The following is a 22,711-nucleotide window of genomic DNA, read 5'->3' on the forward strand; positions in this document are numbered from 1 at the left end:
AAAGAACATGAGCCAATCATTTGACATAGTAGTAATCGGCGGCGGTCCTGGCGGTTATATCGCTGCGATTCGTGCGGCGCAACTTGGCTTTAAGGTTGCCTGCGCTGAATCCAATGCCTATGACGATCCAAAGGGTGAGATTCGTCTAGGTGGAACTTGCTTGAACGTTGGTTGCATTCCTTCCAAAGCTTTGCTTGCTTCGTCTGAGGAATTCGAGAAAATTAGTCATCACGTAGCTGATCACGGCATTACTGTTGGATCAGTCAAGTTAGACTCTGGCAAGATGATTGCTCGTAAAGATGGGATTGTGACCAAGATGACTGCTGGTATTCAGTTCTTGTTCCGCAAAAACAAAATTACCTTGTTAAAAGGTCACGCATCTTTTGAGGGTAAGAATGCTGACGGTTATCAAGTCAAAATCGACGGTAAAGATAAAGAAGTCGTTACCGCTAAAAATGTGATTATTGCTACCGGATCTAAAGCGCGTCATTTGCCAGGTATTCCGGTTGACAACGTGTTGATTAGCGATAACGAAGGTGGTCTCAAGTTCGATTCCATTCCGAAGAAACTTGGCGTCATCGGCGCTGGTGTCATCGGTCTGGAATTGGGTTCTGTATGGCGCCGTGTTGGTTCTGATGTCACTATTCTTGAGGCGCTCCCCACTTTCTTGGGTGCCTGCGATCAGGGGATTGCAAAAGAAGCTCACAAGATCTTTACCAAGCAAGGCCTCAAGATCAATATGGGCGTCAAGATTGGTGAAGTCAAAGCTGACAAAAAAGGTGTTGTAGTGAACTACACCGATAGTGAAGGCAAGGCTCAGAAATTAGAGTGTGATCGTTTAATCGTTTCTGTTGGCCGGATCCCAAATACCGACAAACTAGGTCTCGATAAGATTGGTCTGAAAGTGGATGAGCGTGGTTTCATTCCAATCGATGACCATACTTGCGCAACAGCAGCGCCCGGTGTTTACGCTGTGGGTGATGTAGTGCGTGGACCTATGCTGGCTCACAAGGCAGAAGACGAAGGTGTGCTCGTTGCTGAAACGATCGCCGGTCAAAAGCCGCATATTGATTACAACTGTATTCCTTGGGTGATCTACACCGATCCTGAAATTGCTTGGGTTGGTAGAACTGAAGAGCAGCTTAAACAGGCTGGTATTGCCTTCAAAGCAGGTCAGTTTCCATTTGCAGCCAATGGTCGTGCACTAGGTATGGATCGTGCTGATGGTTTCGTCAAAGTATTGGCTGATGAAAAAACAGATGAAATCTTAGGCGTCCATATCATTGGACCAAACGCATCTGACCTAATTGCAGAAGCAGCCGTAGCGATGGAATTTAAAGCAGCAGCGGAAGATATTGCTCGTATCTGTCATCCACATCCAAGTCTATCGGAAGTGGTTCGCGAGGCAGCATTAGCGACGGATAAACGTGCATTAAACATGTAATTGAAAGCATTAGAGTTTTACCATCAAGAGTTAAAGGCGCGCGGGTATCACAGTGATCCCGCGCAACTAGCTGCTATTGAGCGCTTGCAGCGCTGTGAAGATGAGTGGGTTGCTTATAAAGAAATCCGCAGCAACGGTTTAAAAAAGAAGCTCTTCAAACCAAAACTTCCTACTGGCGTTTATTTGTGGGGAGGAGTAGGTCGCGGCAAATCCTTTTTGATGGATGTTTTTTTTGCTGCATCTCCTCTAGAGAAAAAGATCCGAATTCATTTTCATGAATTCATGCGAGAAGTGCATCGTGAGCTTCATGAGCTTTCTGGTATGGCGGATCCACTAGATGAACTTGCCAAAAGAATTGCCAATAGGTATCGACTCATTTGTTTTGATGAGTTTCATATCAATGATATTGCCGATGCCATGATTTTGTATCGCTTGCTGAGCGCGCTCTTTGAAGATCGGGTCCAGTTTGTGATGACCTCAAACTATGAACCTAGCCAGCTCTATCCCAACGGCTTGCATCGGGATCGTTTGCTTCCAGCCATTAAGCTACTGGAAGAGCAACTCGATGTCATGAATGTCGATGCCGGTAATGACTATCGCCGCGTACAGATGGCTCAGGTTCAGGCCTACCTGACGCCAGTCAATGCCGCCACCCATGCGATCTTGATGCAGATGTTTCAAACCCTAATCGGTAATCAAAAAGAGACTGTTCGTCCGGTGTTACGCATTGAATCTCGGGAGTTAAGGCCTCTGCATATGGCCGAAGGGGTGGTTTGGTTCGATTTTCAAACTTTATGCTGCGGTCCTAGGTCGCAAAACGACTATTTGGAGATTGCTAAACAGTTTCATACGGTGATCCTGTCGGGGGTCCCTTACATGCCCCCTAGAATGACTAATGAAGCCCGCCGCTTTATTTGGCTTATTGACGTCCTTTATGACCATAAAATCAAATTAATCATCTCTGCAGAGGTTCCAGCGGTCGATTTATATACCGAGGGCCAGATCACCAGTGAGTTCTCCAGAACGGTTTCTCGTTTAATTGAGATGCAGTCTCGGGATTACTTAGATGCACCCCGCCGGGTAATTGATACCAGCTTGACCTAAAATAGGTTCATGACTAGCAATTCCAGCCTAAATGCAGATTTACACTGCCATTCCGTTGTGTCTGATGGAACGCTGACGCCTGAGGAGTTGGCGGAGCGTGCCTATGCGAACGGCGTGCGTTTATGGGCATTGACCGACCACGATGAGTTGGGTGGTCAAGAGAGGGCGCAACTTGCTGCAAGCACACTGGGTATGGATTATCTGCCTGGGGTTGAGATTTCGGTAACTTGGATGGGGCAAACTATCCACATCGTTGGCTTAGGAATTGACGCTGCCCATGCCGGAATTCTGGAGGGCTTACGCCGCACCCGTGAAGGTCGTGGTAATCGCGCTAAGCAGATGGCCGAACAATTATTGAAAGCTGGGATACCTGGCGCCTATGAAGGTGCATTGCATTTTGCGGGTAATCAAGAGCTCATTTCTCGTACACACTTTGCACGCTTTCTGGTGGAGCAGGGTATTTGCAAAGATACTGACCAGGTCTTTAAAAGATATCTAGTTGAAGACAAGCCAGGTTACGTGCCGCATCTCTGGGCAACGCTTGATGATGCGGTTGCTTGGATCAAAGAGGCGGGTGGAGCTGCTGTAATTGCACACCCCGGCCGTTACAAGTTGAGTGCCATGCAGATGGATGAACTCTACAAGCACTTTAAAGAAATCGGCGGCATGGCTATTGAGGTCATTACTGGCAGTCATAGCCCCAATCAATACCAAACCTATGGCAAGATTGCTCAGCACTATGGATTTTTAGCTTCTCGAGGATCAGATTTTCATGACCCAGAGGAAAGTTATATTGACCTTGGCACCTTGCCTCATTTGCCGGATCACCTTACTCCAGTGTGGTCGCTATTTCATTAAGCCATCCACACTAAACCTTTTCAACTACTCTTAAAGAATAAAGATCAAGATGTTTGCAGAACGCGTTCTCTCTGGCATGCGCCCAACTGGTAGCTTGCACCTTGGCCACTACCATGGTGTTTTAAAGAATTGGGTTCGCTTGCAATCTGAGTATCCCTGCTACTTTTTTGTCGCAGACTGGCACGCCTTAACAACTCACTATGAAACTCCAGATGTAATTGAGAAATCTGTCTGGGATATGGTGATTGATTGGTTAGCTTGTGGTGTAGATCCAAATCAAGCGACTTTATTTATTCAGAGCAAAGTGCCTGAGCATGCAGAGCTATTTTTATTGCTGGCGATGGGTACTCCTTTGGGTTGGTTGGAGCGCGTGCCAACATATAAAGATCAAATCGAAAAACTCAAAGAGAAAGATTTGCAGACCTATGGTTTCTTAGGCTATCCCTTGCTGCAAGCTGCTGACATTTTGATGTACCGCGCTCAATTTGTTCCGGTAGGTGAGGATCAAGTACCGCATGTGGAGATGACCCGTGAGGTAGCGCGTCGTTTTAATTATCTCTATGGTCGCGAGCCTGGCTTTGAAGAGAAGGCCTTAGAAGCGGTTAAAAAATTAGGAAGTAAACGCGCCAAAATGTATGCAGAATTGCGTGTCGCTTTTCAGGAGCGGGGCGATGAAGAGGCTCTAGAGCAAGCTCAAGCACTATTACAAGAAGCGCAAAGCCTGTCGATGGCTGATCGAGAGAGACTGTTTGGTTTCTTAGAGGGCGCACGCAAAATCATTCTGCCAGAGCCACAAGCTTTGTTAACCACCGCATCCCGCATGCCCGGTATTGATGGGCAGAAGATGTCCAAGTCTTACGGTAATACGATTAGCATTCGCGAAAAACCTGAAGAGGTAATTCGTTCAATCCGCACTATGCCAACAGATCCTGCTCGAGTACGCAGAACTGATCCAGGTGACCCCGCACGTTGCCCAGTGTGGCAACTCCATACGGTGTATTCAAATGAAGACACTAAAACCTGGGTTCAAAAAGAATGTCAGTCTGCAGGCATCGGCTGCTTAGAGTGCAAGCAACCCGTGATCGATGCCATTCTTGCTGAGCAGCAGCCCATGTTCGAGCGCGCCCAAAAATACTTGGATGATCCAAGCTTGTTGCGTTCCATCATTGCGGATGGATCCGATAAAGCGCGTAAAGTTGCTCAAGAAACCATGCGCGAGGTCCGAGAGTCTATGGGCTTGGCGTACGATTAAGGTCGCCACTTGACCGCAATGCATGATGCAATCGTAGGCGCCTCGCCTTGGGTAAGGCGTTTTGCTACTGCGATCCCAAAAGATGGGGTAGTTCTTGACTTAGCCTGCGGCTCCGGTCGGCATACCGCCTTACTAGATTCTCTAGGCCATCACATTCTGGCAGTTGACCAAGATATTTCCGCTATTGAGTTACTGCAAAGTAATGCCGTCAAAATCCAAAAACTCGATCTAGAGGGCTCGGATTGGCCCTTGCTAGGGCAGTATTTTTCAGGCATCGTGGTGACGAATTATCTCTATCGTCCATTTTTAGAGCAATTGCCCAAAATGCTGTCTGAGGGTGGAGTCCTCATCTACGAGACCTTCGCCGACGGAAATGCTGTATTCGGCAAACCTTCAAACCCAAACTTTTTGCTAAATCCAGGTGAATTGCTGGCTTTGGCGCAGCGTTCAGGCCTTAAAGTGATTGCCTACGAGGATATTTACCTCGATCAGCCTAAACCAGCTGTGGTTCAGAGGATTTGTGCCGTAAAAGGGCATTTAAAAGGGTGCATTCCGTTACAATTTGCAGGTTAACATTCAGAAAATTCAGACACATTCAGTGACTAATACAACACAATCCAAAGTGAGTAAAAAGCCTATTGCAGGCAGTATGCCTGCCATTGTGACGCCGATGTTCGAGGACGGAAGCTTGGACTTTCCGGCCTTACGTTCCTTGCTAGATTGGCATGTTGCCGAAGGTTCTGATGGCATTGTTATTGTTGGTACTAGTGGGGAGTCTCCCACGGTGTCTGTAGAAGAACATTGCGAGCTGATTAAAGTGACTGTAGATCATATTGCTGCGCGCATCCCGGTAATCGCTGGTACTGGCGGCAATTCCACAACCGAGGCAATTGAGTTAACTAATTTTGCGAAGTCGGTTGGTGCTGATGCCAGCCTCCAGGTTGTGCCTTACTACAACAAGCCAACCCAAGACGGCATGTATGCTCATTTCAAGAAAATTGCGGAGTCGGTTGATCTGCCTGTGATTCTGTATAACGTTCCCGGCAGAACAGTTGCTGATCTTGCTGGCGAGACAACTGTTCGCCTAGCAGGAGTTCCAGGAATTATTGGGATCAAAGATGCTACCGGAAGTATTGAGCGCGGCACTTTATTGCTTGCTGATCTAAAGCGTGCTGGACACCAAGAATTTTCTGTATTTTCTGGTGACGATCTTAGTGCGGCAATGCTGATGCTCATGGGTGGCAAAGGTAATATTTCTGTAACGGCTAATATTGCACCTCGCTTGATGCACGAGCTGTGTCAAGCAGCAATGTCTGATGATGTGCTTAAGACGCGCACGATTCAATATCAATTACTGGCTGTACATAAAGCCATGTTTACCGAGGCAAATCCGATTCCCGTGAAATGGGCCCTGCATGAGATGGGTAAAGTGACCTCAGGCATTCGATTACCTTTAACCCCTTTGAGTGTTGCCTTGCGCGAACCTTTGAAGGCTGCATTGAAACAGGCTGGCTTACTATGATGAATTTGATGCGACCTTTGCGCCAACACTGTGCAACCCTACTAACGCTCTCGTTGATAAGCGTTATTTTAATTGGCTGTAAATCTGTAACAACGAATGACACAGTCGACTACAAATCTGCTGGCGCCGTGCGTGGGCCTAACTTATCCTACCCCCCAGATCTGATTACTGCTCAAGCAGATCGTCGTTATATCGTTCAGGATGGTTCTGCCACCATGTCTGAGTACAACGCAGCAGTAAAAAAATCAGTACAGACTCGCAAGAACGTCATGACTGGTATTCCGGGCATGCGTATCGCGCGTGACGGTGAGCGCCGTTGGTTGGTTGTAGAAAAGCCAGCTCCAGAGCTCTATCCACAAATTAAAGATTTCTGGCAGGAGAATGGTTTTTTGCTGGTAATTGATTCACCCTCTACCGGCATCATGGAGACTGATTGGGCGGAGAACCGCGCTAAGATAGCGCAAGACTTTATTCGCTCTGCTATCGGTGGTGCACTAGATTCAATTTATGATACTGGTGAGCGAGATAAGTACAAGACCCGTCTTGAAGCCAGTAAACCTGGCGAGACAGAAATTTATATTACACAACGTGGTGCTATTGAAAAGTGCGTAACGGACAGTACAACTACTGCGTGTAATTCAACTGTATGGACAGGCCGTCCAAATGACCCCGAGCTCGAAGCAGTATTTTTGGCTCGCTTGATGGAGCGCTTGGGTATGACCCAAGAAATGGCGAAGGCTCAAGTTGCGGCGCCACTTGGCCCAAAGACGCCTAAGGCCAAGTTAGTTCAAGAGGGTGTGAATACTGCTTATATTCAAATGGCGTCTGGCTTCGACCGCGCATGGCGCGACACTGGACTTGCCTTAGATCGCTCCAACTTTACTGTTGAAGATCGTAATCGTACGAATGGTGTTTACTATGTACGTTACGTCAACCCTAAGGATTTGGGTGATACCAAAGGGTTTTTCACTAAGCTGTTCAGCAGTAAAGACGACTCAAGCTTGAAGGCTAAAAAGTACCTCGTCGTTGTTAAATCCACTGGAGATAGTTCTTCAAGTGTCTACGTTCAGAATGCAGATGGTAAGCCCGAAAATACTGCTGCTGGATTGCAACTCTTAACATTGCTGACGGAGCAAATGGCTCGATAGGTGTCAAAGTTGTGAGAAATTAGATAATAAAAAAGCCGCTTATCAGCGGCTTTTTTTCTTCAAAAAGAAGATTACTTCTTAGCGTCAGCAGCAGGTGCAGCTGGAGCAGCAGCTGGAGCAGCAGGTGCAGCAGGTGCAGCAGCAGGTGCGTCAGCTGGAGCAGCAGCAGGTGCAGCTGGAGCAGCTACAACAGGTTTTGCTTCTTCTTTTTTACCGCAAGCGGCCAAAACGATTGCCAACATTGCTACGAGTGCTAGTGACTTCTTCATTTGTAATATCCTCTTAAAAAATATCTTGAATAACCGGTTATGAATACTTGGTTAGTACAGGGTTAGACCCTAAGTGCTTTCCAGAATGCATTATAGCCATCTACTAATTGATCGTTAAAAAAGCAGCCATCCTGCCTCAAAAGCCCCAAAAAGACTGTTATTTAATCTAATTTTCCCTGTGGATCCTGTGAACTGTTTGCTACTTGCCAGTGAGCGCCAGGCAGCTTGAGTTGAGGCGTTTTGACCTTCGGTCATCTCTTCGCCGTTGCAGTAAATCCTTGGGCCCAGAGCAAGAAGCCTTGTATAGGGGTGTGCATGTAAAACTTGCTTACTAAGCTGACGTCTAAATTGTTCAGGCGAGAGATTATTGACTGCTCCATCAAAGTAGGCCTGAGGTTTTGGTTCGCTGAGATAGGCGGCTATGCCAGGAAGAAATGTTTCTACACGATCGAGTTTTAAGCCTTTTAACTTATGCCTTACTTGCGTAATGATTTCTGCTGGAAGTTGTTCTGCACAATGAGTTGCTGATTGCTTGGGATCTGCAAAGCGCCTATTTAACTCAGGAATATCTTCTAGTGACTCAGCTAAACGCCATAAGCCTTCTTGCAAGATTTCTTTATAGCTTTGTGATCTAAAGCCAACTGACCAAGTTTGGCAGCCTGCATCCAACGCAATGCCATCATGGGCAATATGTGGTGGTAGGTAAAGCATGTCGCCTGGCTCCAGATCCCACTCTCTCTCCACTCTAAAGTCTTGTAGGATTTTCAAAGGCAGATCTGGATTGAGGGATAAATCTTTTTGCTCAGAAATACGCCAACGTCTGCGTCCCGACATCTGAATTAAAAAGACATCATAAGAATCAAAGTGGGGGCCTACGCCGCCGCCAGGACCAGCAATGCTGATCATCAAATCATCTAAGCGCGCATCCGGAATGAAGCGAAACCAAGAAAGTACTTTTGCAGCTGCAGAATGTTTTGCCTCCATACCTTGAAGTAGTAGTGTCCAATTCGTTGTCTCAATGGAGGGGATAGATCTCTTCTTAAATGGACCGTTTGTAAAAGTCCAAGGCTTTGCCTTAATTAATCTGGATTCCATCGCATCATCACCCGCTATTTTGAATAACTCTTCAGGTGATATCGCGCTATCTAAGGGCTCACCCATTTGTTTGGCGAGCTCAAAGGAGGGGATGGCACCTCGGACTAATAGCGGCTTCTTATGCCAATAGGATTTCATGAACTGTTGAGGGCTATTGCCCCCTAGAAGAGCCCATGGGCGATCTAGCGGTAGGTTTTGGGGTGCCTGTGGCGGATCGTAAGGCTTGCTCAAGTAAAATGCTGTCATATCAGTAAGAAGCTGTTTAAAACACAATGTTGAATGAATTACGCATGAAGATCGAAAAAAATACCGTTGTATCCCTGCGCTACAAATTAACTGATGCGCAAAATAATATTATCGAGGAACCAGACTCCCCGATGGTATACCTGCATGGCGGATATGAGGGCACTTTTCCCAAAATTGAAAACTTATTAGATGGCCAGGATGTGGGCTATGAGGCCAGCATCCAGCTTGAGCCTAGCGAAGCCTTTGGAGAGTACGACCCAGAGTTACTCAAGATTGAGCCACGCGCACGCTTTCCTGAACCTTTGGAAGTCGGTATGCAGTTTGAGGGTGTTCCTGATGAGGAAGTGGAAGATTCTGGTGATGAAGATGAAGAGCCCTTGATCTATACCGTAACTGATGTGGCTGATAGCCAGGTTGTTTTAGATGGGAATCATCCACTTGCTGGTATGGCTTTGCGTTTCTGGGTTCAAGTGGAAGATATCCGAACTGCTACAGATGAAGAGATTGAAAATCGATATCCTGAGAGCGCAGAAGCGTTTGCATTTGGGATGCCTGATGATTTAGTCGATGGTGAGGATGACACTGCCGACACAATCTCTAACCCTGATAGCTCTCCTCCAACTCTGCATTAAAACTAAAAGACTACTCTTTAAGCCACTCTTTTAGGACTCCAAGATCACGCTTGGTGTCACTGGATTCCTCTGCATGTGATGGCGTATTGCTCAATTTCGCTAGCGCTTTCTCAAGTGCGGCGATCTTAGCCTCTTGTTCTAAAGTAGCATCAATTAAACCTTTTAATGCCATAGAAACTGGATCATCTACGTTGGGTGTGACGCCATAGGCTGAAAAGTATTCTTTAGCCTTGCTATCTGGTGAGCTGGCCTGAGGCAAATCAGGGTGCAAGATGCGCGCAGGAATTCCTACGGCAGTTGCTCCAGCTGGGATTTCCTTAAGTACTACAGCATTAGATCCAACACGGGCGCCATCTCCTACAGTGAATCCTCCAAGAACCTTTGCTCCCGCGCTAATGACTACGCCTTTACCTAAAGTGGGGTGACGTTTTACACCCTTATAGAGAGACGTCCCGCCTAAGGTAACACCTTGATAGATGGTGCAGTCATCGCCAATTTCAGTAGTCTCGCCAATCACAATACCTAGGCCGTGGTCCAGAAATACTCTGCGACCGATTTTTGCTCCAGGATGTATTTCAATGCCAGTAATGAAGCGAGCTAGCATCGATAGAAGGCGCGCGATCCACTTCAAGCCCAAGTTCCATAGACCATGTGATGCCCGATGTATCCAAACAGCATGTAGCCCTGGATAGCAGGTTATGACCTCTAAGCGATTCCTTGCGGCAGGGTCACGAACAATGATGGAGTCGACTTGGTCGAAGAGCGAATTAAGCATCAGTGGATTTTAACGGGTAAAGCCCAATCTATTTTTTCAAGAGCATCTGTTTGGCGATCCCACGGAGCAGGTCGATTTCTTCTTTGTGGAGGCGCGTTCTAGCAAATAGTGCTTGTAAGCGGGGCATGAGTTTTTTGGGGTTTGCGGGATCAAGGTAGCCAATTGCCTCCAGACCCTCGCGCCAGTGCTCCAGCATGGCAGCTACAGCTGCAGGATCAGCATAATCTACCATCTCGGTGTTATGGCCTAAGGCCCCCAGTCCCAAATCCTCCCCAAGGGATTCTCTGAGGGTGAAGGCGCAAACCATGATGGCTTGGGCAAGGTTCAGGGAAGGGTAGAGTGGGTTCGCATCAAGCCATACGCGATGGGTGCACAGTGAGAGGTGGTGATTATCTAGACCAGTACGTTCTGGCCCAAAGAGGAGTGCGACTTGCTGGTTGGCCGCAATAGCTGCCTGAACTAATGGGCGAGCAGCTTGCCAATTTAATGCTGGTGGCCCAAATTCACGATCACGACTGGTGAGGCCTAAAACGAGAGTGCAACCTTGAACAGCTGATTCCAAAGATGAAGTTTCTTGACTGGACTCTAGGATATCGACCGCACCACTGGCTAGAGCAATGGCCTCGGACGTCTGGGCAACCCCCGCAATCTTCGGTGAAATTAAGTGCAGGTCACTAAACCCCATAGTTTTTAGTGCGCGGGCTGCCGACCCCACATTTCCAGGGTGGCTGGTTTCAATTAAAACCCAGCGTAGTAACTGTGCTTGGGAGGCTTTCATATCAACAGGAATTCTCTAGTAGCTTGGGAGTTCAATATAGCAATCGTTTAGAATCAGGGTGTTAGCTCCTTATTGTCCCGCAGTTTGCAATCTGGTGAGCTCGTTCTTATTTAATTTGTCCATCAATACTATGCATCCCATGTTAAATGTGGCCGTGAAGGCTGCCCGTCGTGCAGGAACCGTGATTAATAGAGCTTCTCTGAATTTAGAGCGACTTCAGATTGACCGCAAACAACATAATGATTTCGTAACTGAGGTGGACAGACAGGCCGAAGCAGCCATTATCGAAACACTCAGCGAAGCCTATCCATCGCACGGATTCTTAGCAGAAGAAACTGGTGCCCAAAATACTGATGCTGAAAATGTTTGGATCATTGATCCGCTCGATGGCACAACCAACTTTATTCATGGTTTCCCGCAGTATGCAGTTTCCATTGCGCTGTCTGTCAACGGGGTAACCCAACAAGCAGTAGTTTACGATCCGACTCGTGATGAGCTGTTCACTGCCACACGCGGTGCAGGCGCATATTTGGATCGTCGGCGTTTGCGTGTTGCCACGCAAGATCGTTTAGCCAATTCATTGTTAGGCACAGGCTTTCCTTATCGCGATGACCAAGACTTAGAAAAGTATTTAAAAATCTTTGCAGATATGTCACGTCAATGTGCCGGTCTGCGTCGCCCTGGCGCTGCATCTCTTGACTTAGCCTATGTAGCTGCTGGTCGTTACGATGGATTTTTTGAGAGCGATCTCAAGCCATGGGATATGGCAGCAGGGGCTTTATTGATTGCTGAGTCTGGTGGACTGGTCGGCAACTACCGCGGCGAAGAAGGCTTCCTACAAAGTGGTGAAGTCATGTGCGCTAACCCTCGTATTTTTGCCCAGATGGTTCAGTGTTTATCTAAATATTCCATCTGTTAATACTGCGGCAGTATTAAGTTTTGATCAGGTCAGTGTGACGTACTCCGTCTTGATTAATGAGTAGGGCACTTGCGCGTGGCCGCCCACTTTCGGGATGATCTAAATCCCAATCCGATAAGACCCAGCGTTGCCATTCCTGATCTTGTAGATGCTCTTGATGATGTTTTGGTCGGTGGGTGTGACCATGTATTAATTGATTCCCAGCTTGATCTTTAAGCACTGCTGCGCAGGCACTCAAGGTGACATTCGTTTTAGCTTGTGCACCCTCAACTGAAAATTGCATTGACCGTTGATATTGCACGCTACTATTACTGCGCAGGTGATTAGCAATAGAGCGGCGCCAATTCAAAGGCATTCTCAAGAATAGTTTTTGAATCCAAGGTTTGCGGACCCAGCTACGAAAAACTTGATAGCTAATATCTGCCGTACAAAGTGAGTCGCCGTGACAGAGAACATATTCAGAGCCTGCAATATTAATCTTGCTAGGATCAGGTAAGAGAGTCATACCTGTTTTACTTAAAAAATGCTTGCCAACTAAAAAGTCCCGATTGCCGTGAAGGTAATAGGTTTTTACTTTAGTAGACAGGGTTGCAAGCGTATTTTTTACCTCTTGGTGAAAAGGTGAATGTAGAGCAGCATCATCCCCAACCCAATACTCAAATAGATCGCCTAAGATCAATACAGTTTCTACCTTAGGCGCATCTTTTTCGCAAAAATCAAAAAAGCGTTGCGCCGTCAAGGGCATTGACGGCGTGAGATGTAAATCAGAAATGAGCAGGGCGCTCGCGTGTTGTGGAATCATTCCTCGAGAACGCTTGCCTTTTCAATGAGGACATCTTCAGTAGGAACATCTTGATGAAAGCCGGAATTACTTGTTTTAACTTGTCGAATGACATCAACTACATCAAGACCATCAGTGACTTTGCCAAAAACAGCGTAACCCCAGCCTTGAGCATTAGGGGCGGTGTGGTTTAAGAAGTCATTGTCATTGACGTTAATAAAAAATTGCGCTGTCGCAGAGTGCGGATCGCTAGTACGAGCCATAGCTACTGTGCCACGTTCGTTCTTGAGGCCATTGTTTGCTTCATTTTCAATTTGAGCGCCAGATTTTTTTTCTTTTAGGCCAGCAGTCATGCCGCCACCTTGAACCATAAAGTTATCAATCACGCGATGGAAAATCGTGCCATCGTAGTGACCGCTTTTGACGTACTCTATAAAATTAGCAACAGTCTTTGGTGCTTTTGCAGCATCTAGAGTAAGGGTGATATCGCCCTTATTGGTTTTCAGTAGAACTTTAGACATGATGAATTTACTTTCTATGAGTTAATAGATAAAAAGGTATGAAAATTATTTTGAAGTAGGCGTTGCTGGGACTGCAGGTACCGCTGGCACAACTCCTTTTTTAGGCGGCTTCAGTATCTCCATCAGTGCTTTTGCACGATTGGTGTATTGACGCTGATTTAAGACTGCATCTTTTGCGGCATTGTCATATGCTTGAGCTGCTAGGCGAATATAGACCTCGCCTAAGTTAGCTGAGGCAACTGTATAGCTTGGGCGTAATTTCAAGGCGAGCTCTAAATAGTCTCTTGCCTCAATCCAATTGCCTTGATTTGCAGCTAGTGCAGCTAAGTTGTTGTAAGGCTCAGGTAGCTCCGGAAACTGTTGGGTAATCTCAACCAAGGTCTTTTTAGCCTCTACCCACTGGCGCATTTCAATCTGGATACGTGCTTTGACGTAACGTAACTGCACATTACCCGGTGTTTTCTTCAGTTGCTTATTGATACTGTCGATAGCTTCAGGATATTTTTTGGCTTTAACTAGCTTTTCAATATCGGACGGAACTCCATTTCTGGTTACTGGGTCTGGCTCAATAATCAAAAAGGATAAAAAAGGAACAGCGACAGAGTCTGATAACTCAGCATTAAATTGATCGTATCCAGCATCGTTTCCGGCTAGTCTCGGAGGGTCATTGGGGCCGTAAGATCCTAAATAGGGCGCTTGAGTACCTTGAGCACTAGCGGGGGCACTATTAAGAGCCTTAATTTCAGCCTCTGCTAACTGCTGCCCAGGAGTGCTACAGCCCGCAAGGAGTAAAACAGCAAACATGGCGCACAAGCCACAGAGCTGAGCTGGACGTAGTAAAAAATGGTTAGCTGACATAGGGTTTGGGATGAAAAACGGGCTCATTCGATATACTCAGCGCTCAGTCTAACAAATTGGCGCTACTTGCCCACCTTTATAGCCTCTATGCTGCAAATCTATAACACCCTCAGTCGTTCTAAACAGGTCTTTAAACCCATTGAGCCGGGCAAGGTAAAGATGTACGTCTGCGGAATGACGGTTTATGACTTTTGCCATATTGGCCATGCCCGGGTGATGATTGTCTTTGATATGGTGGTGCGCTGGTTGCGTGCCAGTGGTTATGAGGTTGTTTACGTCCGAAACATTACTGATATTGATGACAAGATCATCAATCGTGCGATTGAGAATGGCGAGCCTATTTCTGCATTAACGCAACGTTTTATTGATGCAATGCATGCCGACTCAAATGAATTGGGCTTGATGCACCCTGATCACGAGCCTCGTGCCACTGATTACATCGGGCAAATGCAGGGCATCATTGGCCGCTTGATTGAAAAAGAATTGGCCTATCAAGGCGAGGATGGCGATGTCAATTTCGCGGTTCGATTGTTTCCTGGGTATGGTCGCCTTTCCGGTAAATCTTTAGATGAATTAAATGCTGGTGAGCGTGTCGCGGTTGGTGGTGGCAAACGAGATCCATTGGACTTTGTTCTATGGAAGAGTGCCAAGCCAGAGGAGCCTGCGGATACCCGTTGGAAATCCCCCTGGGGTGAAGGTCGCCCTGGATGGCATATTGAATGTTCTGCCATGTCATGCGATTTGCTAGGTGAGCATTTTGATATTCATGGTGGCGGCGCAGATTTGCAGTTTCCCCATCATGAGAACGAGATTGCGCAGAGCGAGGGCGCTCTCTATGGCCAAGATCACCAGGCTAATGATGAGCCTTTTGTAAATTACTGGATGCATAACGGGCATATTCGGGTAAATGAAGAAAAGATGTCTAAGTCATTGGGTAATTTTTATCTTATTCGTGATGTCTTAAAGAGCTTTGACCCCGAGGTCTTGCGTTTCTTTATGCTGCGCGCTCACTACCGTAGCCCAATTAACTATAGTGATGCGCAGCTTGAAGAGGCTCGCGCGGGACTAGTTCGTCTTTATACGGCTCTAGCGCAAGTGAGCTCAAGCGATCATCCTGTAGACCCCCATTCGCCATGGTCTGAGCGCTTCACTAATGCGATGAACGATGACTTTAATACGCCCGAGGCGATAGCAGCCCTGTTTGACTTAGCTAGTGAAGTGAACCGTGCGCAGGGCGAAGAGAAGCTTCAGTTGGCTAGCGTTCTCAAAAGCTTGGCTGGAGATCTCAATTTCTTGCAACGTGACCCAATCGCATTCTTGCAAGAAGGATCCCGAGGTGGCGATGCTGGCTTATCTGCTGCTACTATTGAAGAGCAGATTGCGGCACGAGTCACTGCAAAACTCGCCAAAGATTTTGCGAAAGCGGATTTAATTCGCAAGACATTACTAGATCAGGGCGTAGTATTGGAAGATAAGCCCGGTGGCATTACCGAATGGCGCAAAAGTTAATTGAAGAATATTTATTTTGAGTAAAGTTGCACAGCAATTCATCATTGAAGAAGTTGCTCCTGATTATTGGGAGCAGGCTTGTGCTGAGTTGATGAAGCATGATCGTATTTTAAAAAAACTGATTCCAAAATACGGCTTAGGTTTTTTGCGAACGCGTGGAGATGCATTCACTACTTTGGCAAGGGCTATCGTTGGCCAGCAAATTTCGGTTGCTGCCGCTCAGTCTGTCTGGAGCAAGGTTTTATTGGCTTCCAAAAACAAGGTAAACCCTAAAAATATTCTTGCCTTAAGTGTTGAAGATTTGCGTGCAGCAGGATTATCGGGTCGCAAGGTGGAATACATCCGCGATTTGGCTGAACACTTTGATTCTGGTCGTTTACATGCCAATCAGTGGAAAGGCATGGAAGATGAGGTCATCATCAAAGAATTGTGTGGGATTCGGGGAATTGGTCGCTGGACAGCGGAAATGTTCCTGATTTTCAACATGATTAGGCCCAATATTCTCCCCTTAGACGACGCTGGTCTGATTAAGGCTATTTCCCTCAATTACTTCAGCGGAGAGCCTGTGAGCAGGCATGAAGCTCGTGAAGTAGCTGCAAATTGGGCCCCATGGCGCACGGTAGCGACTTGGTATATGTGGAGAAGTATCGACCCCAAGCCCGTTGAATATTAAAATCAAGCTATGAAAACGACTTTCCTGGATTTTGAGCAGTCAATCGCTGAATTAGAGTCAAAGATTGAAGAGCTGCAATTTGTGCAAGATGAATCATCAGTAGACATTTCTGATGAGATCAAAACCTTGACTGAAAAAAGTCAGCAACTCACTAAAGATGTCTATGCCAATTTAAGTCCGTGGCAAGTTTCTCAAGTGGCGCGCCATCCTCAGCGTCCTTATACATTAGATTATGTTGGAGCATTGTTCACCGATTTTCATGAGCTTCATGGCGATCGTAATTTTGCAGATGACCAATCCATCATTACTGGCCTAGCTCGTTTTCAGAATCAGCCTTGCATGGTCATTGGTCATCAAAAAGGCCGCGATACTAAAGAGCGTGCCTTAAGAAACTTTGGTATGAGTCGCCCTGAAGGTTACCGAAAAGCAAAGCGTGTCATGCGCTTGGCAGAAAAATTTAAATTACCGGTGTTTACGTTTGTGGATACACCGGGTGCATTTCCTGGAATTGATGCAGAAGAGCGCAACCAATCAGAGGCGATCGGTCATAACCTCTATGTTCAGGCGGAATTAGAAGTACCGATCATTGCCACCATTATTGGTGAGGGTGGTTCGGGTGGCGCACTTGCGATTGCAATGGGTGATGTGGTGTTGATGTTGCAAAACTCAACTTACTCGGTCATCTCACCAGAAGGCTGTGCATCCATTCTTTGGAAGACTGCAGATAAAGCGCCTGAAGCTGCTGAGCAATTGGGCTTGACTGCACAACGTTTAAAAGCCATTGGCTTGATCGATAAGATCGTCCCTGAGCCTACTGGTGGCGCACATCGTGATTACGACACCATGATGAACAATATGCGTAAAGCATTAGCTGAGTCACTAAAGACTTTCGATGGGATGAAAGTGGATGCGCTTTTAGAGCGTCGCCATGAGCGCTTGATGAGTTATGGCAAGTTCAAGGAAATCGAAGTCAAGTCTTAAGGCAGCTTTACCGGCAGCCAAACGGATTGGGCTTGCCTTAAGTGGTGGGCTGGATTCCGTTGTGTTGCTCGATACTGTTTGTAAAGCCCTCAAAGCAAATGCTAATGACCCAACTGAGCTTTGGGTATTTCATATCCATCACGGATTGCAAAAGCCCGCTGATCAATGGTTGGAGTTTTGTGAGCAACTGTCCAAAAAATATCAAGTACATTTTGATTTTCGTCTACTGCACTTTGCTGATCCATCTCAGGGCAATATTGAAGCGAGGGCGAGGGCAGAGCGTTACGATGCTTTGACTGATTTATGTATTGAGCATGGCATTGAAGATTTGCTGCTCGCACACCATCAAAACGACCAGGCTGAAACTGTGCTTTTACAGCTCCTACGCGGCTCTGGCGTAGCCGGCCTCTCTGGCATGCCTGCGCATCGTGCTAACGTCAACCAGGGCGACTCAATTACTCTCTGGCGCCCATTAATCAATCAAAGCAGGGAAGAGTTAGAGGCCTATGCCAAAGAATACAAACTCAAATGGGTAGAAGACCCTAGCAATCAAAATACACGCTATCGTCGCAATGCGATCCGTAAAGAAATCATTCCAAGGCTGGAGAAAATTCAGCCAGGTGCAATTGGCAATCTAGCTCGAAGCGCTACTTTATTGGCCCAATCTCAAGTGTTGCTCGATCGCCTAGCTAAGCTAGATGGGAAAGATCTTTTTCAGGGTAGTCAGTTAAAGCTAGCGCCTCTTTTGGTTCTAGCCAAAACAGATCAAGCTGCTGCGAATAATGTCATGCGTTATTGGTTGAAGTTTAATGATATGGCAATGCCATCCCAGGAACGTCTTGAGTCTTGGTGGAAAGACCTTAAGGCTGTAAAACCAGACTCCAACTTGGAGTGGCGGCATGATGAGGTGAGTATTTATTTGTGGCGCGGCGTCTTGCAGATAGGGCATTGTACGACGGGGCGGTGGGTGTTTCAAAATGTGCCCTTACGAAGTAAGTTACTTGGCTTGCCTGCTGATTGGGTAAATACTGCTCAAGAGCAGGGTCTCATTGAGGAAAGACTGCGCCAAGGAGCAGAAAAGATTCAAATCAAACCCAATACCCCACGCAAAACACTCAAGAATCTCTTTCAAGAATCGGATACACCGCCTTGGGAGAGACAGGCTCCGCTGCTTTATATCAAGGACCAGCTCGTAGCCGTTGCCGGGGTGGGGGTGAGCTACCCTCATCTAGTCTCCATTGGTAGGCGAGTGCTCCCTGTGTGGCTTGAGAAGCCATAGTAAAGCGTAAAACCCTGTAAAATAAGCCCTTTTTAGACCCTGGGGAATTACATTCCCTGTAAATAACAATACAACGGTTTTTATGGCTCTTATCGTTCATAAGTATGGTGGCACCTCAATGGGCTCGGTTGAGCGCATTCAGAATGTCGCTAAACGCGTTGCCAAGTGGATGCGTGCAGGTCACCAAGTGGTTGTAGTGCCATCAGCGATGTCCGGTGAAACTAATCGTTTGCTTGGCCTTGCAAAAGACATCAATCCAGATGCAAACCCACGCGAACTTGATCAAATTGCCTCCACAGGCGAGCAAGTCAGTTCGGGTTTATTGGCCTTGGCCTTGTTGCGTGAAGGTGTTGATGCAGTTAGCTATGCCGGTTGGCAAGTGACAGTTCATACGGACTCCTCATTTACTAAAGCGCGCATCAAGAGTATTGATGACGAAAAAATCCTTGCTGATCTCAATGCAGGACGTGCAGTAGTAGTAACAGGCTTTCAGGGTGTTGATCCAGATGGCAATATCACCACCTTAGGTCGCGGAGGTTCTGATACGTCAGCTGTTGCGATGGCTGCGGCCCTTAAAGCAGATGAGTGCTTGATCTACACCGATGTGGATGGTGTTTACACTACCGATCCCCGCGTTTGTGAAGATGCACGTCGTCTAGACAAGATTACTTTTGAAGAGATGCTAGAGATGGCAAGTCTAGGCTCGAAGGTATTGCAGATTCGTTCAGTTGAGTTTGCTGGTAAGTACAAAGTTAAAACCCGTGTTCTGTCATCACTGACAGATCCGTTGATGCCCTTAGACCAAGAGATGAAGTCGGGCACCTTGATTACATTTGAAGAGGACAGCACTATGGAAGCCGCAGTTATTTCCGGCATCGCCTTTGCGCGTGATGAAGCAAAAATTACCGTTCTGGGGGTTCCTGATCGCCCAGGTATCGCCTATCAAATCTTGGGTCCAATTGCCGATGCCAATATTGATGTTGATATGATTATTCAGAATCAATCATTTGAAGGCAAGACAGACTTTACTTTTACAGTTCCCCGCGCGGACTATCAAAAAGCATTGGACTTGCTCAAGAAGAATGTGCAAGCCCATATTGAAGCAAAAGAAATTAATGGCGATCCCAAAGTTTCTAAGGTGTCAGTGGTAGGTGTAGGCATGCGCTCCCATGTGGGTGTTGCTAGCAAAATGTTCCGCACACTATCGGAGGAGGGCATCAATATCCTGATGATCTCTACTAGCGAAATCAAGATTTCAGTGGTGATTGATGAAAAGTATATGGAGCTAGCTGTGCGTGCATTGCACAAGGTGTTTGAGCTGGATCAGAAGTAAGAATACGCAGGAATTACCTTAAAAACGCATTAAAAGCTTGCAGTCAAGCAAATCCGTTAAACTGTTAGTCGTTGTAGATGTAGTGGGTAGGGAGACGTGGCCGAGCTGGTCGAAGGCACTCCCCTGCTAAGGGAGCATCGGGGCTAAAACTCTGATCGGAGGTTCGAATCCTCTCGTCTCCGCCAAATCCTTGTGATTTAACCTGCTCATTACCGCTGCGACAAATAACTAAGCCCCTTCACTGGGGCTTTTTTATTTCTACCCTTCAACCTTGAAGCACATTTCAGCAAATTCAGCGATGTTGAGTAGTTTTTCATCTTCCCTGTAATTACCAACAAGCTGAATTCCTAGTGGTAATCCGTTGCTCGATTTACGCACTGGAAGTGCGACTGCTGGTGTGCCTATAAAGCTCCATAGGGAGCAAAAGATGGGATTTCCAGTAAAGCTCAGACCCTGAGGGGCTTCCCCCGTAGCTGGAGCTGCCAGTATTGCATCAAAGTTTTTAAAATCTTGTGAAATGGAGAGGCGTAAATTCGCTTGAAGATCTTTTGCCTGCAGGTAATCTACCATCGAATGAGATCTACCTTTTTCTATAAGCTCTTTGATATCAAATCCTAAAAGCTCTGGATACTGCTCTAAATGCTTTTCATGAACAAGCGCAGCTTCGCAAGCCATTAAGACAGCCAAGGCCTCGATACCATCCCAGTACATTTGGGGCAGCGTTATTTCCTCGATATGAGCACCCGATTGCTTGAGCAAAGTTGCAGCATGGTTCACAGTCTTTATCTGTTCTTGGCTCAATAATTCATCAAAGGGCGTTTTGAGATAAGCAATGCGAGGCTGTTGATTGCCTAGCTCTTCACTCAGGGGTTTAGAAAGGATCTCAGGAATAACAATGGCATCTTTCTCATTGATTTCGGTGTTGCGGAGTAAATTAAAGGCGTATCTCGCATCCGCAACCGATCTAGTAAAAAATCCAATATGGTCTAAGGAGTCGGAGACGGGATGTACGCCTTTTCTTGGGACGGCTCCAAAGCTGGCCTTATAGCCCACGACCCCACAATAAGATGCCGGTCTAATAATGGACCCTGCTGTTTGCGAGCCTAAGCTCAAGGGAACTATTCCACTGGCAACAGCTGCAGCTGAACCACTAGATGATCCGCCTGGTGTATGGGCACTATTCCATGGGTTAGTTGTAGCACCTGCGTGACGCCAGGCAAATTCAGTTGTGACTGTTTTACCAAAGATAACGCCACCTAAATTACGAATCTTCTTGATAATTTCAGCATCTTCACTAGGCACAAAGTCTTTGTAGATTGGTGAGCCATTCGTTGTTACAAAATCCTTTGTTGCAATGATGTCTTTTACGGCCACAGGTATCCCCATCAGTGGGCCTAGCCCTGACCGTTGGTAAAGCTCTTTTAAAGAGGCTCTGACTGTAAATGCCTTTAATTCTGGCTCAACTTGATCCGCGCGTTCTACGCATTCGGCTAGATAGTCATCGACCTTAAGCTGACCTTGTTGAATTTGCTCGCATGCTTGCAATAAGCCGATGGCTGGTTTCATTTTGCTCTTATCCGCCTCTAAGTGGGTTTACTTACTTTATCACTGACCATTATTTTAAGTTAATTTAAGCCCGAATAAATATTATTAATAAAGTTCACAACTTCACAACTTCTGTGGTATAGTATTTGCAAAGGAGGTGAAATGAGAAGAGCGATACCAAAAACACATCAAGCTTTAGATTGGATAGGGAAGGGAATGACCGCAGCTCAGGCCGCTAGGAAGATGGAAATTTCAGAATCTAGCGTCTATGCCGCCTTAAGAAAAACCAAAGCAAAAGATTTGGGTTGTTGTCCAACATGTGGTCACAAATTAAGGAAATAAGATGAAAAAGCCTCTACTAGCTGTTGTCTCAATCTCTGTAGCTGCATTTGCATATGCAAATACCTCATCGGATTCTTCTGAGTTGCTTAGCCAGCAATGCAAGATATCTGCTGAAGCAGTATCTACGTTAAAGGGCTTGCGCTACGGTAATGCCTCCATTCGAAAGGATGTAGCAGGCTTAATCAATTTAAATCTAAAAGTTCAAGAAAATAAAGATGCGGCGCAAATGACTCTAAACCGAATGGTGGATGATCAAATCAATTCAAGCTCTGCTTTAGAGGCGAAATATTGTTCTTAATGCTGTAATGAGTGGGTTATTGCTTAATGATTTATAAAGGCGTTTGATGACCCGTTCATTTGAGTGCCCGGAATGTGGCAATCCCCGAGGAATGCTTGGGGAATGTCATCAATGCGGAAGCGAGGAACTTCCTCTAACGCACAGTGACACGATGGTGTTGAATTTAAAGTTCGATAGTCCAAGTGCCGAGGAGGCTTTGGATAGATTAACTATTGGATTGCGTCGAGCATCTGAGGTCGGTATTAAGGCAATCATCCTGATACATGGCTATGGAGCTAGCGGTGAGGGTGGCAAGATCAAGTGGGCTGTTCATGACGCTCTAAATAACAACTATTTCTCAGATCGGGTCGATGAATATCACTTCGGCGAGCAAACCGCATTTGGTAGCGAGGCTTACCATGCACTTCTAAGAAGAAGACCCGGATTAAAGGCTTATCTAAAACACTTCAAGGAAGGTAATGCAGGTATGACGGTATTAATACTGTGATCTCTGTCGGAATTGCTTAGAATGGGCTTACCCCATTAAATTTGATGGCATCAGCAAGGAGT

Annotated in this window: 24 protein-coding genes and 1 tRNA gene; 17 read left to right on the top strand and 8 right to left on the bottom strand. The window is 46.4% G+C overall.

Translation table 11 applies throughout. The features are described from left to right. The first annotated feature begins 7 nt into the window (after window positions 1–7). The 7 genes from lpdA (at window position 8) to bamC (ending at window position 7,328) form a co-directional block, all read left to right on the top strand. On the top strand, window positions 8–1,444 hold the full coding sequence (gene lpdA, locus CL55_RS04880; protein WP_046330103.1) for a dihydrolipoyl dehydrogenase: 1,437 nt from the start codon (window positions 8–10) through the stop codon (window positions 1,442–1,444). Continuing rightward, window positions 1,445–2,548, top strand: a complete 1,104-nt coding sequence (gene zapE, locus CL55_RS04885) for a cell division protein ZapE (RefSeq protein WP_046330104.1) — start codon at window positions 1,445–1,447, stop codon at window positions 2,546–2,548. Between the two features lie 9 nt (window positions 2,549–2,557). Further along, window positions 2,558–3,406 carry a 3',5'-nucleoside bisphosphate phosphatase gene (locus CL55_RS04890; protein ID WP_046330105.1) on the top strand — a complete coding sequence of 283 codons (849 nt, stop codon included), beginning with the start codon at window positions 2,558–2,560 and terminating at the stop codon, window positions 3,404–3,406. Between the two features lie 49 nt (window positions 3,407–3,455). Further along, complete coding sequence (locus CL55_RS04895) at window positions 3,456–4,658, top strand: tryptophan--tRNA ligase (protein WP_046330106.1); 1,203 nt, start codon at window positions 3,456–3,458, stop codon at window positions 4,656–4,658. 18 nt (window positions 4,659–4,676) lie between these two features. Next, window positions 4,677–5,231, top strand: coding sequence for a class I SAM-dependent methyltransferase (locus CL55_RS04900; RefSeq protein ID WP_046330107.1), 555 nt, complete (start codon window positions 4,677–4,679; stop codon window positions 5,229–5,231). Window positions 5,232–5,307: 76 nt separating this feature from the next. Next, window positions 5,308–6,180, top strand: a complete 873-nt coding sequence (gene dapA, locus CL55_RS04905) for a 4-hydroxy-tetrahydrodipicolinate synthase (RefSeq protein WP_046331167.1) — start codon at window positions 5,308–5,310, stop codon at window positions 6,178–6,180. Next, entirely contained in the window at window positions 6,180–7,328 is a 1,149-nt protein-coding gene (bamC, locus tag CL55_RS04910) for an outer membrane protein assembly factor BamC (RefSeq protein ID WP_046330108.1), read from the top strand. The genes dapA and bamC overlap by 1 nt, the downstream gene beginning before the upstream one ends. A gap of 71 nt (window positions 7,329–7,399) precedes the next feature. Here bamC and CL55_RS04915 read toward each other — a convergent pair whose 3' ends face one another. Continuing rightward, a complete protein-coding gene (locus CL55_RS04915) occupies window positions 7,400–7,597 on the bottom strand; it encodes a hypothetical protein (protein WP_046330109.1) in 198 nt (65 codons plus the stop codon). Between the two features lie 114 nt (window positions 7,598–7,711). After that, the gene (locus CL55_RS04920) at window positions 7,712–8,938 is read right to left on the bottom strand and encodes a cupin domain-containing protein (RefSeq protein WP_052728770.1); all 1,227 of its coding nucleotides are present in this window, start codon (window positions 8,936–8,938) and stop codon (window positions 7,712–7,714) included. Between the two features lie 44 nt (window positions 8,939–8,982). On the opposite strand from CL55_RS04920, the gene CL55_RS04925 reads away from it, so the two are divergent. Next, window positions 8,983–9,570, top strand: coding sequence for an FKBP-type peptidyl-prolyl cis-trans isomerase (locus CL55_RS04925; protein WP_046331169.1), 588 nt, complete (start codon window positions 8,983–8,985; stop codon window positions 9,568–9,570). A 10-nt stretch (window positions 9,571–9,580) separates the two neighbouring features. On the opposite strand, the gene cysE is transcribed toward CL55_RS04925, so the two are convergent. Together cysE and CL55_RS04935 are read right to left on the bottom strand one after the other, a co-directional pair. Further along, the gene (gene cysE / locus CL55_RS04930; protein WP_046330110.1) at window positions 9,581–10,345 is read right to left on the bottom strand and encodes a serine O-acetyltransferase; all 765 of its coding nucleotides are present in this window, start codon (window positions 10,343–10,345) and stop codon (window positions 9,581–9,583) included. A gap of 28 nt (window positions 10,346–10,373) precedes the next feature. Further along, window positions 10,374–11,123, bottom strand: coding sequence for an RNA methyltransferase (locus tag CL55_RS04935; protein WP_046330111.1), 750 nt, complete (start codon window positions 11,121–11,123; stop codon window positions 10,374–10,376). Window positions 11,124–11,253: 130 nt separating this feature from the next. On the opposite strand from CL55_RS04935, the gene CL55_RS04940 reads away from it, so the two are divergent. Continuing rightward, a complete protein-coding gene (locus CL55_RS04940; protein WP_046331170.1) occupies window positions 11,254–12,042 on the top strand; it encodes an inositol monophosphatase family protein in 789 nt (262 codons plus the stop codon). 13 nt (window positions 12,043–12,055) lie between these two features. Here CL55_RS04940 and CL55_RS04945 read toward each other — a convergent pair whose 3' ends face one another. Genes CL55_RS04945 through CL55_RS04955 form a run of 3 tightly spaced genes read right to left on the bottom strand, consistent with a single transcriptional unit; the run spans window position 12,056 to window position 14,202 of the window. After that, window positions 12,056–12,844 (bottom strand): UDP-2,3-diacylglucosamine diphosphatase, encoded by a 789-nt coding sequence (locus CL55_RS04945; protein WP_046330112.1) that lies wholly within the window; start codon window positions 12,842–12,844, stop codon window positions 12,056–12,058. Further along, the gene (locus CL55_RS04950) at window positions 12,841–13,344 is read right to left on the bottom strand and encodes a peptidylprolyl isomerase (protein ID WP_046330113.1); all 504 of its coding nucleotides are present in this window, start codon (window positions 13,342–13,344) and stop codon (window positions 12,841–12,843) included. Before CL55_RS04950 ends, CL55_RS04945 begins: the two co-directional genes overlap by 4 nt. A gap of 45 nt (window positions 13,345–13,389) precedes the next feature. After that, complete coding sequence (locus CL55_RS04955; protein WP_205621300.1) at window positions 13,390–14,202, bottom strand: tetratricopeptide repeat protein; 813 nt, start codon at window positions 14,200–14,202, stop codon at window positions 13,390–13,392. Window positions 14,203–14,289: 87 nt separating this feature from the next. Here CL55_RS04955 and cysS point away from each other — a divergent pair, with 87 nt between their 5' ends. The 6 genes from cysS to CL55_RS04985 all read left to right on the top strand — a co-directional run bounded on the left by cysS (window position 14,290) and on the right by CL55_RS04985 (window position 20,162). Beyond that, window positions 14,290–15,711, top strand: coding sequence for a cysteine--tRNA ligase (gene cysS / locus CL55_RS04960; protein WP_046330115.1), 1,422 nt, complete (start codon window positions 14,290–14,292; stop codon window positions 15,709–15,711). Window positions 15,712–15,727: 16 nt separating this feature from the next. Next, entirely contained in the window at window positions 15,728–16,384 is a 657-nt protein-coding gene (locus CL55_RS04965; RefSeq protein ID WP_066024296.1) for a DNA-3-methyladenine glycosylase family protein, read from the top strand. A 9-nt stretch (window positions 16,385–16,393) separates the two neighbouring features. Further along, window positions 16,394–17,365 carry an acetyl-CoA carboxylase carboxyltransferase subunit alpha gene (locus CL55_RS04970; RefSeq protein WP_046330116.1) on the top strand — a complete coding sequence of 324 codons (972 nt, stop codon included), beginning with the start codon at window positions 16,394–16,396 and terminating at the stop codon, window positions 17,363–17,365. Then, window positions 17,331–18,644, top strand: coding sequence for a tRNA lysidine(34) synthetase TilS (gene tilS, locus CL55_RS04975; RefSeq protein WP_046330117.1), 1,314 nt, complete (start codon window positions 17,331–17,333; stop codon window positions 18,642–18,644). The genes CL55_RS04970 and tilS overlap by 35 nt, the downstream gene beginning before the upstream one ends. A gap of 82 nt (window positions 18,645–18,726) precedes the next feature. After that, entirely contained in the window at window positions 18,727–19,977 is a 1,251-nt protein-coding gene (locus CL55_RS04980; protein WP_046330118.1) for an aspartate kinase, read from the top strand. A gap of 90 nt (window positions 19,978–20,067) precedes the next feature. Beyond that, a tRNA-Ser gene (locus CL55_RS04985) sits at window positions 20,068–20,162 on the top strand. 73 nt (window positions 20,163–20,235) lie between these two features. On the opposite strand, the gene CL55_RS04990 is transcribed toward CL55_RS04985, so the two are convergent. Next, entirely contained in the window at window positions 20,236–21,543 is a 1,308-nt protein-coding gene (locus CL55_RS04990; RefSeq protein ID WP_046330119.1) for an amidase, read from the bottom strand. 322 nt (window positions 21,544–21,865) lie between these two features. Between CL55_RS04990 and CL55_RS05000 the strand changes: the two genes are divergently transcribed. Together CL55_RS05000 and CL55_RS05005 are read left to right on the top strand one after the other, a co-directional pair. Beyond that, window positions 21,866–22,162 (top strand): hypothetical protein, encoded by a 297-nt coding sequence (locus tag CL55_RS05000; RefSeq protein WP_046330121.1) that lies wholly within the window; start codon window positions 21,866–21,868, stop codon window positions 22,160–22,162. A gap of 46 nt (window positions 22,163–22,208) precedes the next feature. Continuing rightward, window positions 22,209–22,649 (top strand): Smr/MutS family protein, encoded by a 441-nt coding sequence (locus CL55_RS05005; protein WP_046330122.1) that lies wholly within the window; start codon window positions 22,209–22,211, stop codon window positions 22,647–22,649. The last annotated feature ends 62 nt before the right edge of the window (window positions 22,650–22,711 follow it).

Source organism: Polynucleobacter duraquae (assembly GCF_000973625.1).
In the GTDB taxonomy this organism is placed as follows: Bacteria; Pseudomonadota; Gammaproteobacteria; order Burkholderiales; family Burkholderiaceae; genus Polynucleobacter; species Polynucleobacter duraquae.

Excerpts from the sequence above, each read along its gene's own strand:
- lpdA (WP_046330103.1), top strand. The coding sequence starts at position 8 with ATGAGCCAATCATTTGACATAGTAGTAATCGGCGGCGGTCCTGGCGGT.
- CL55_RS04890 (WP_046330105.1), top strand. The coding sequence starts at position 2,558 with ATGACTAGCAATTCCAGCCTAAATGCAGATTTACACTGCCATTCCGTT.
- CL55_RS04895 (WP_046330106.1), top strand. The coding sequence starts at position 3,456 with ATGTTTGCAGAACGCGTTCTCTCTGGCATGCGCCCAACTGGTAGCTTG.
- CL55_RS04900 (WP_046330107.1), top strand. The coding sequence starts at position 4,677 with ATGCATGATGCAATCGTAGGCGCCTCGCCTTGGGTAAGGCGTTTTGCT.
- dapA (WP_046331167.1), top strand. The coding sequence starts at position 5,308 with ATGCCTGCCATTGTGACGCCGATGTTCGAGGACGGAAGCTTGGACTTT.
- bamC (WP_046330108.1), top strand. The coding sequence starts at position 6,180 with ATGAATTTGATGCGACCTTTGCGCCAACACTGTGCAACCCTACTAACG.
- CL55_RS04915 (WP_046330109.1), bottom strand. The coding sequence starts at position 7,597 with ATGAAGAAGTCACTAGCACTCGTAGCAATGTTGGCAATCGTTTTGGCC.
- CL55_RS04920 (WP_052728770.1), bottom strand. The coding sequence starts at position 8,938 with ATGACAGCATTTTACTTGAGCAAGCCTTACGATCCGCCACAGGCACCC.
- CL55_RS04925 (WP_046331169.1), top strand. The coding sequence starts at position 8,983 with ATGAAGATCGAAAAAAATACCGTTGTATCCCTGCGCTACAAATTAACT.
- cysE (WP_046330110.1), bottom strand. The coding sequence starts at position 10,345 with ATGCTTAATTCGCTCTTCGACCAAGTCGACTCCATCATTGTTCGTGAC.
- CL55_RS04935 (WP_046330111.1), bottom strand. The coding sequence starts at position 11,123 with ATGAAAGCCTCCCAAGCACAGTTACTACGCTGGGTTTTAATTGAAACC.
- CL55_RS04940 (WP_046331170.1), top strand. The coding sequence starts at position 11,254 with ATGCATCCCATGTTAAATGTGGCCGTGAAGGCTGCCCGTCGTGCAGGA.
- CL55_RS04945 (WP_046330112.1), bottom strand. The coding sequence starts at position 12,844 with ATGATTCCACAACACGCGAGCGCCCTGCTCATTTCTGATTTACATCTC.
- CL55_RS04950 (WP_046330113.1), bottom strand. The coding sequence starts at position 13,344 with ATGTCTAAAGTTCTACTGAAAACCAATAAGGGCGATATCACCCTTACT.
- CL55_RS04955 (WP_205621300.1), bottom strand. The coding sequence starts at position 14,202 with ATGTCAGCTAACCATTTTTTACTACGTCCAGCTCAGCTCTGTGGCTTG.
- cysS (WP_046330115.1), top strand. The coding sequence starts at position 14,290 with ATGCTGCAAATCTATAACACCCTCAGTCGTTCTAAACAGGTCTTTAAA.
- CL55_RS04970 (WP_046330116.1), top strand. The coding sequence starts at position 16,394 with ATGAAAACGACTTTCCTGGATTTTGAGCAGTCAATCGCTGAATTAGAG.
- tilS (WP_046330117.1), top strand. The coding sequence starts at position 17,331 with ATGGCAAGTTCAAGGAAATCGAAGTCAAGTCTTAAGGCAGCTTTACCG.
- CL55_RS04980 (WP_046330118.1), top strand. The coding sequence starts at position 18,727 with ATGGCTCTTATCGTTCATAAGTATGGTGGCACCTCAATGGGCTCGGTT.
- CL55_RS04990 (WP_046330119.1), bottom strand. The coding sequence starts at position 21,543 with ATGAAACCAGCCATCGGCTTATTGCAAGCATGCGAGCAAATTCAACAA.
- CL55_RS05000 (WP_046330121.1), top strand. The coding sequence starts at position 21,866 with ATGAAAAAGCCTCTACTAGCTGTTGTCTCAATCTCTGTAGCTGCATTT.
- CL55_RS05005 (WP_046330122.1), top strand. The coding sequence starts at position 22,209 with ATGACCCGTTCATTTGAGTGCCCGGAATGTGGCAATCCCCGAGGAATG.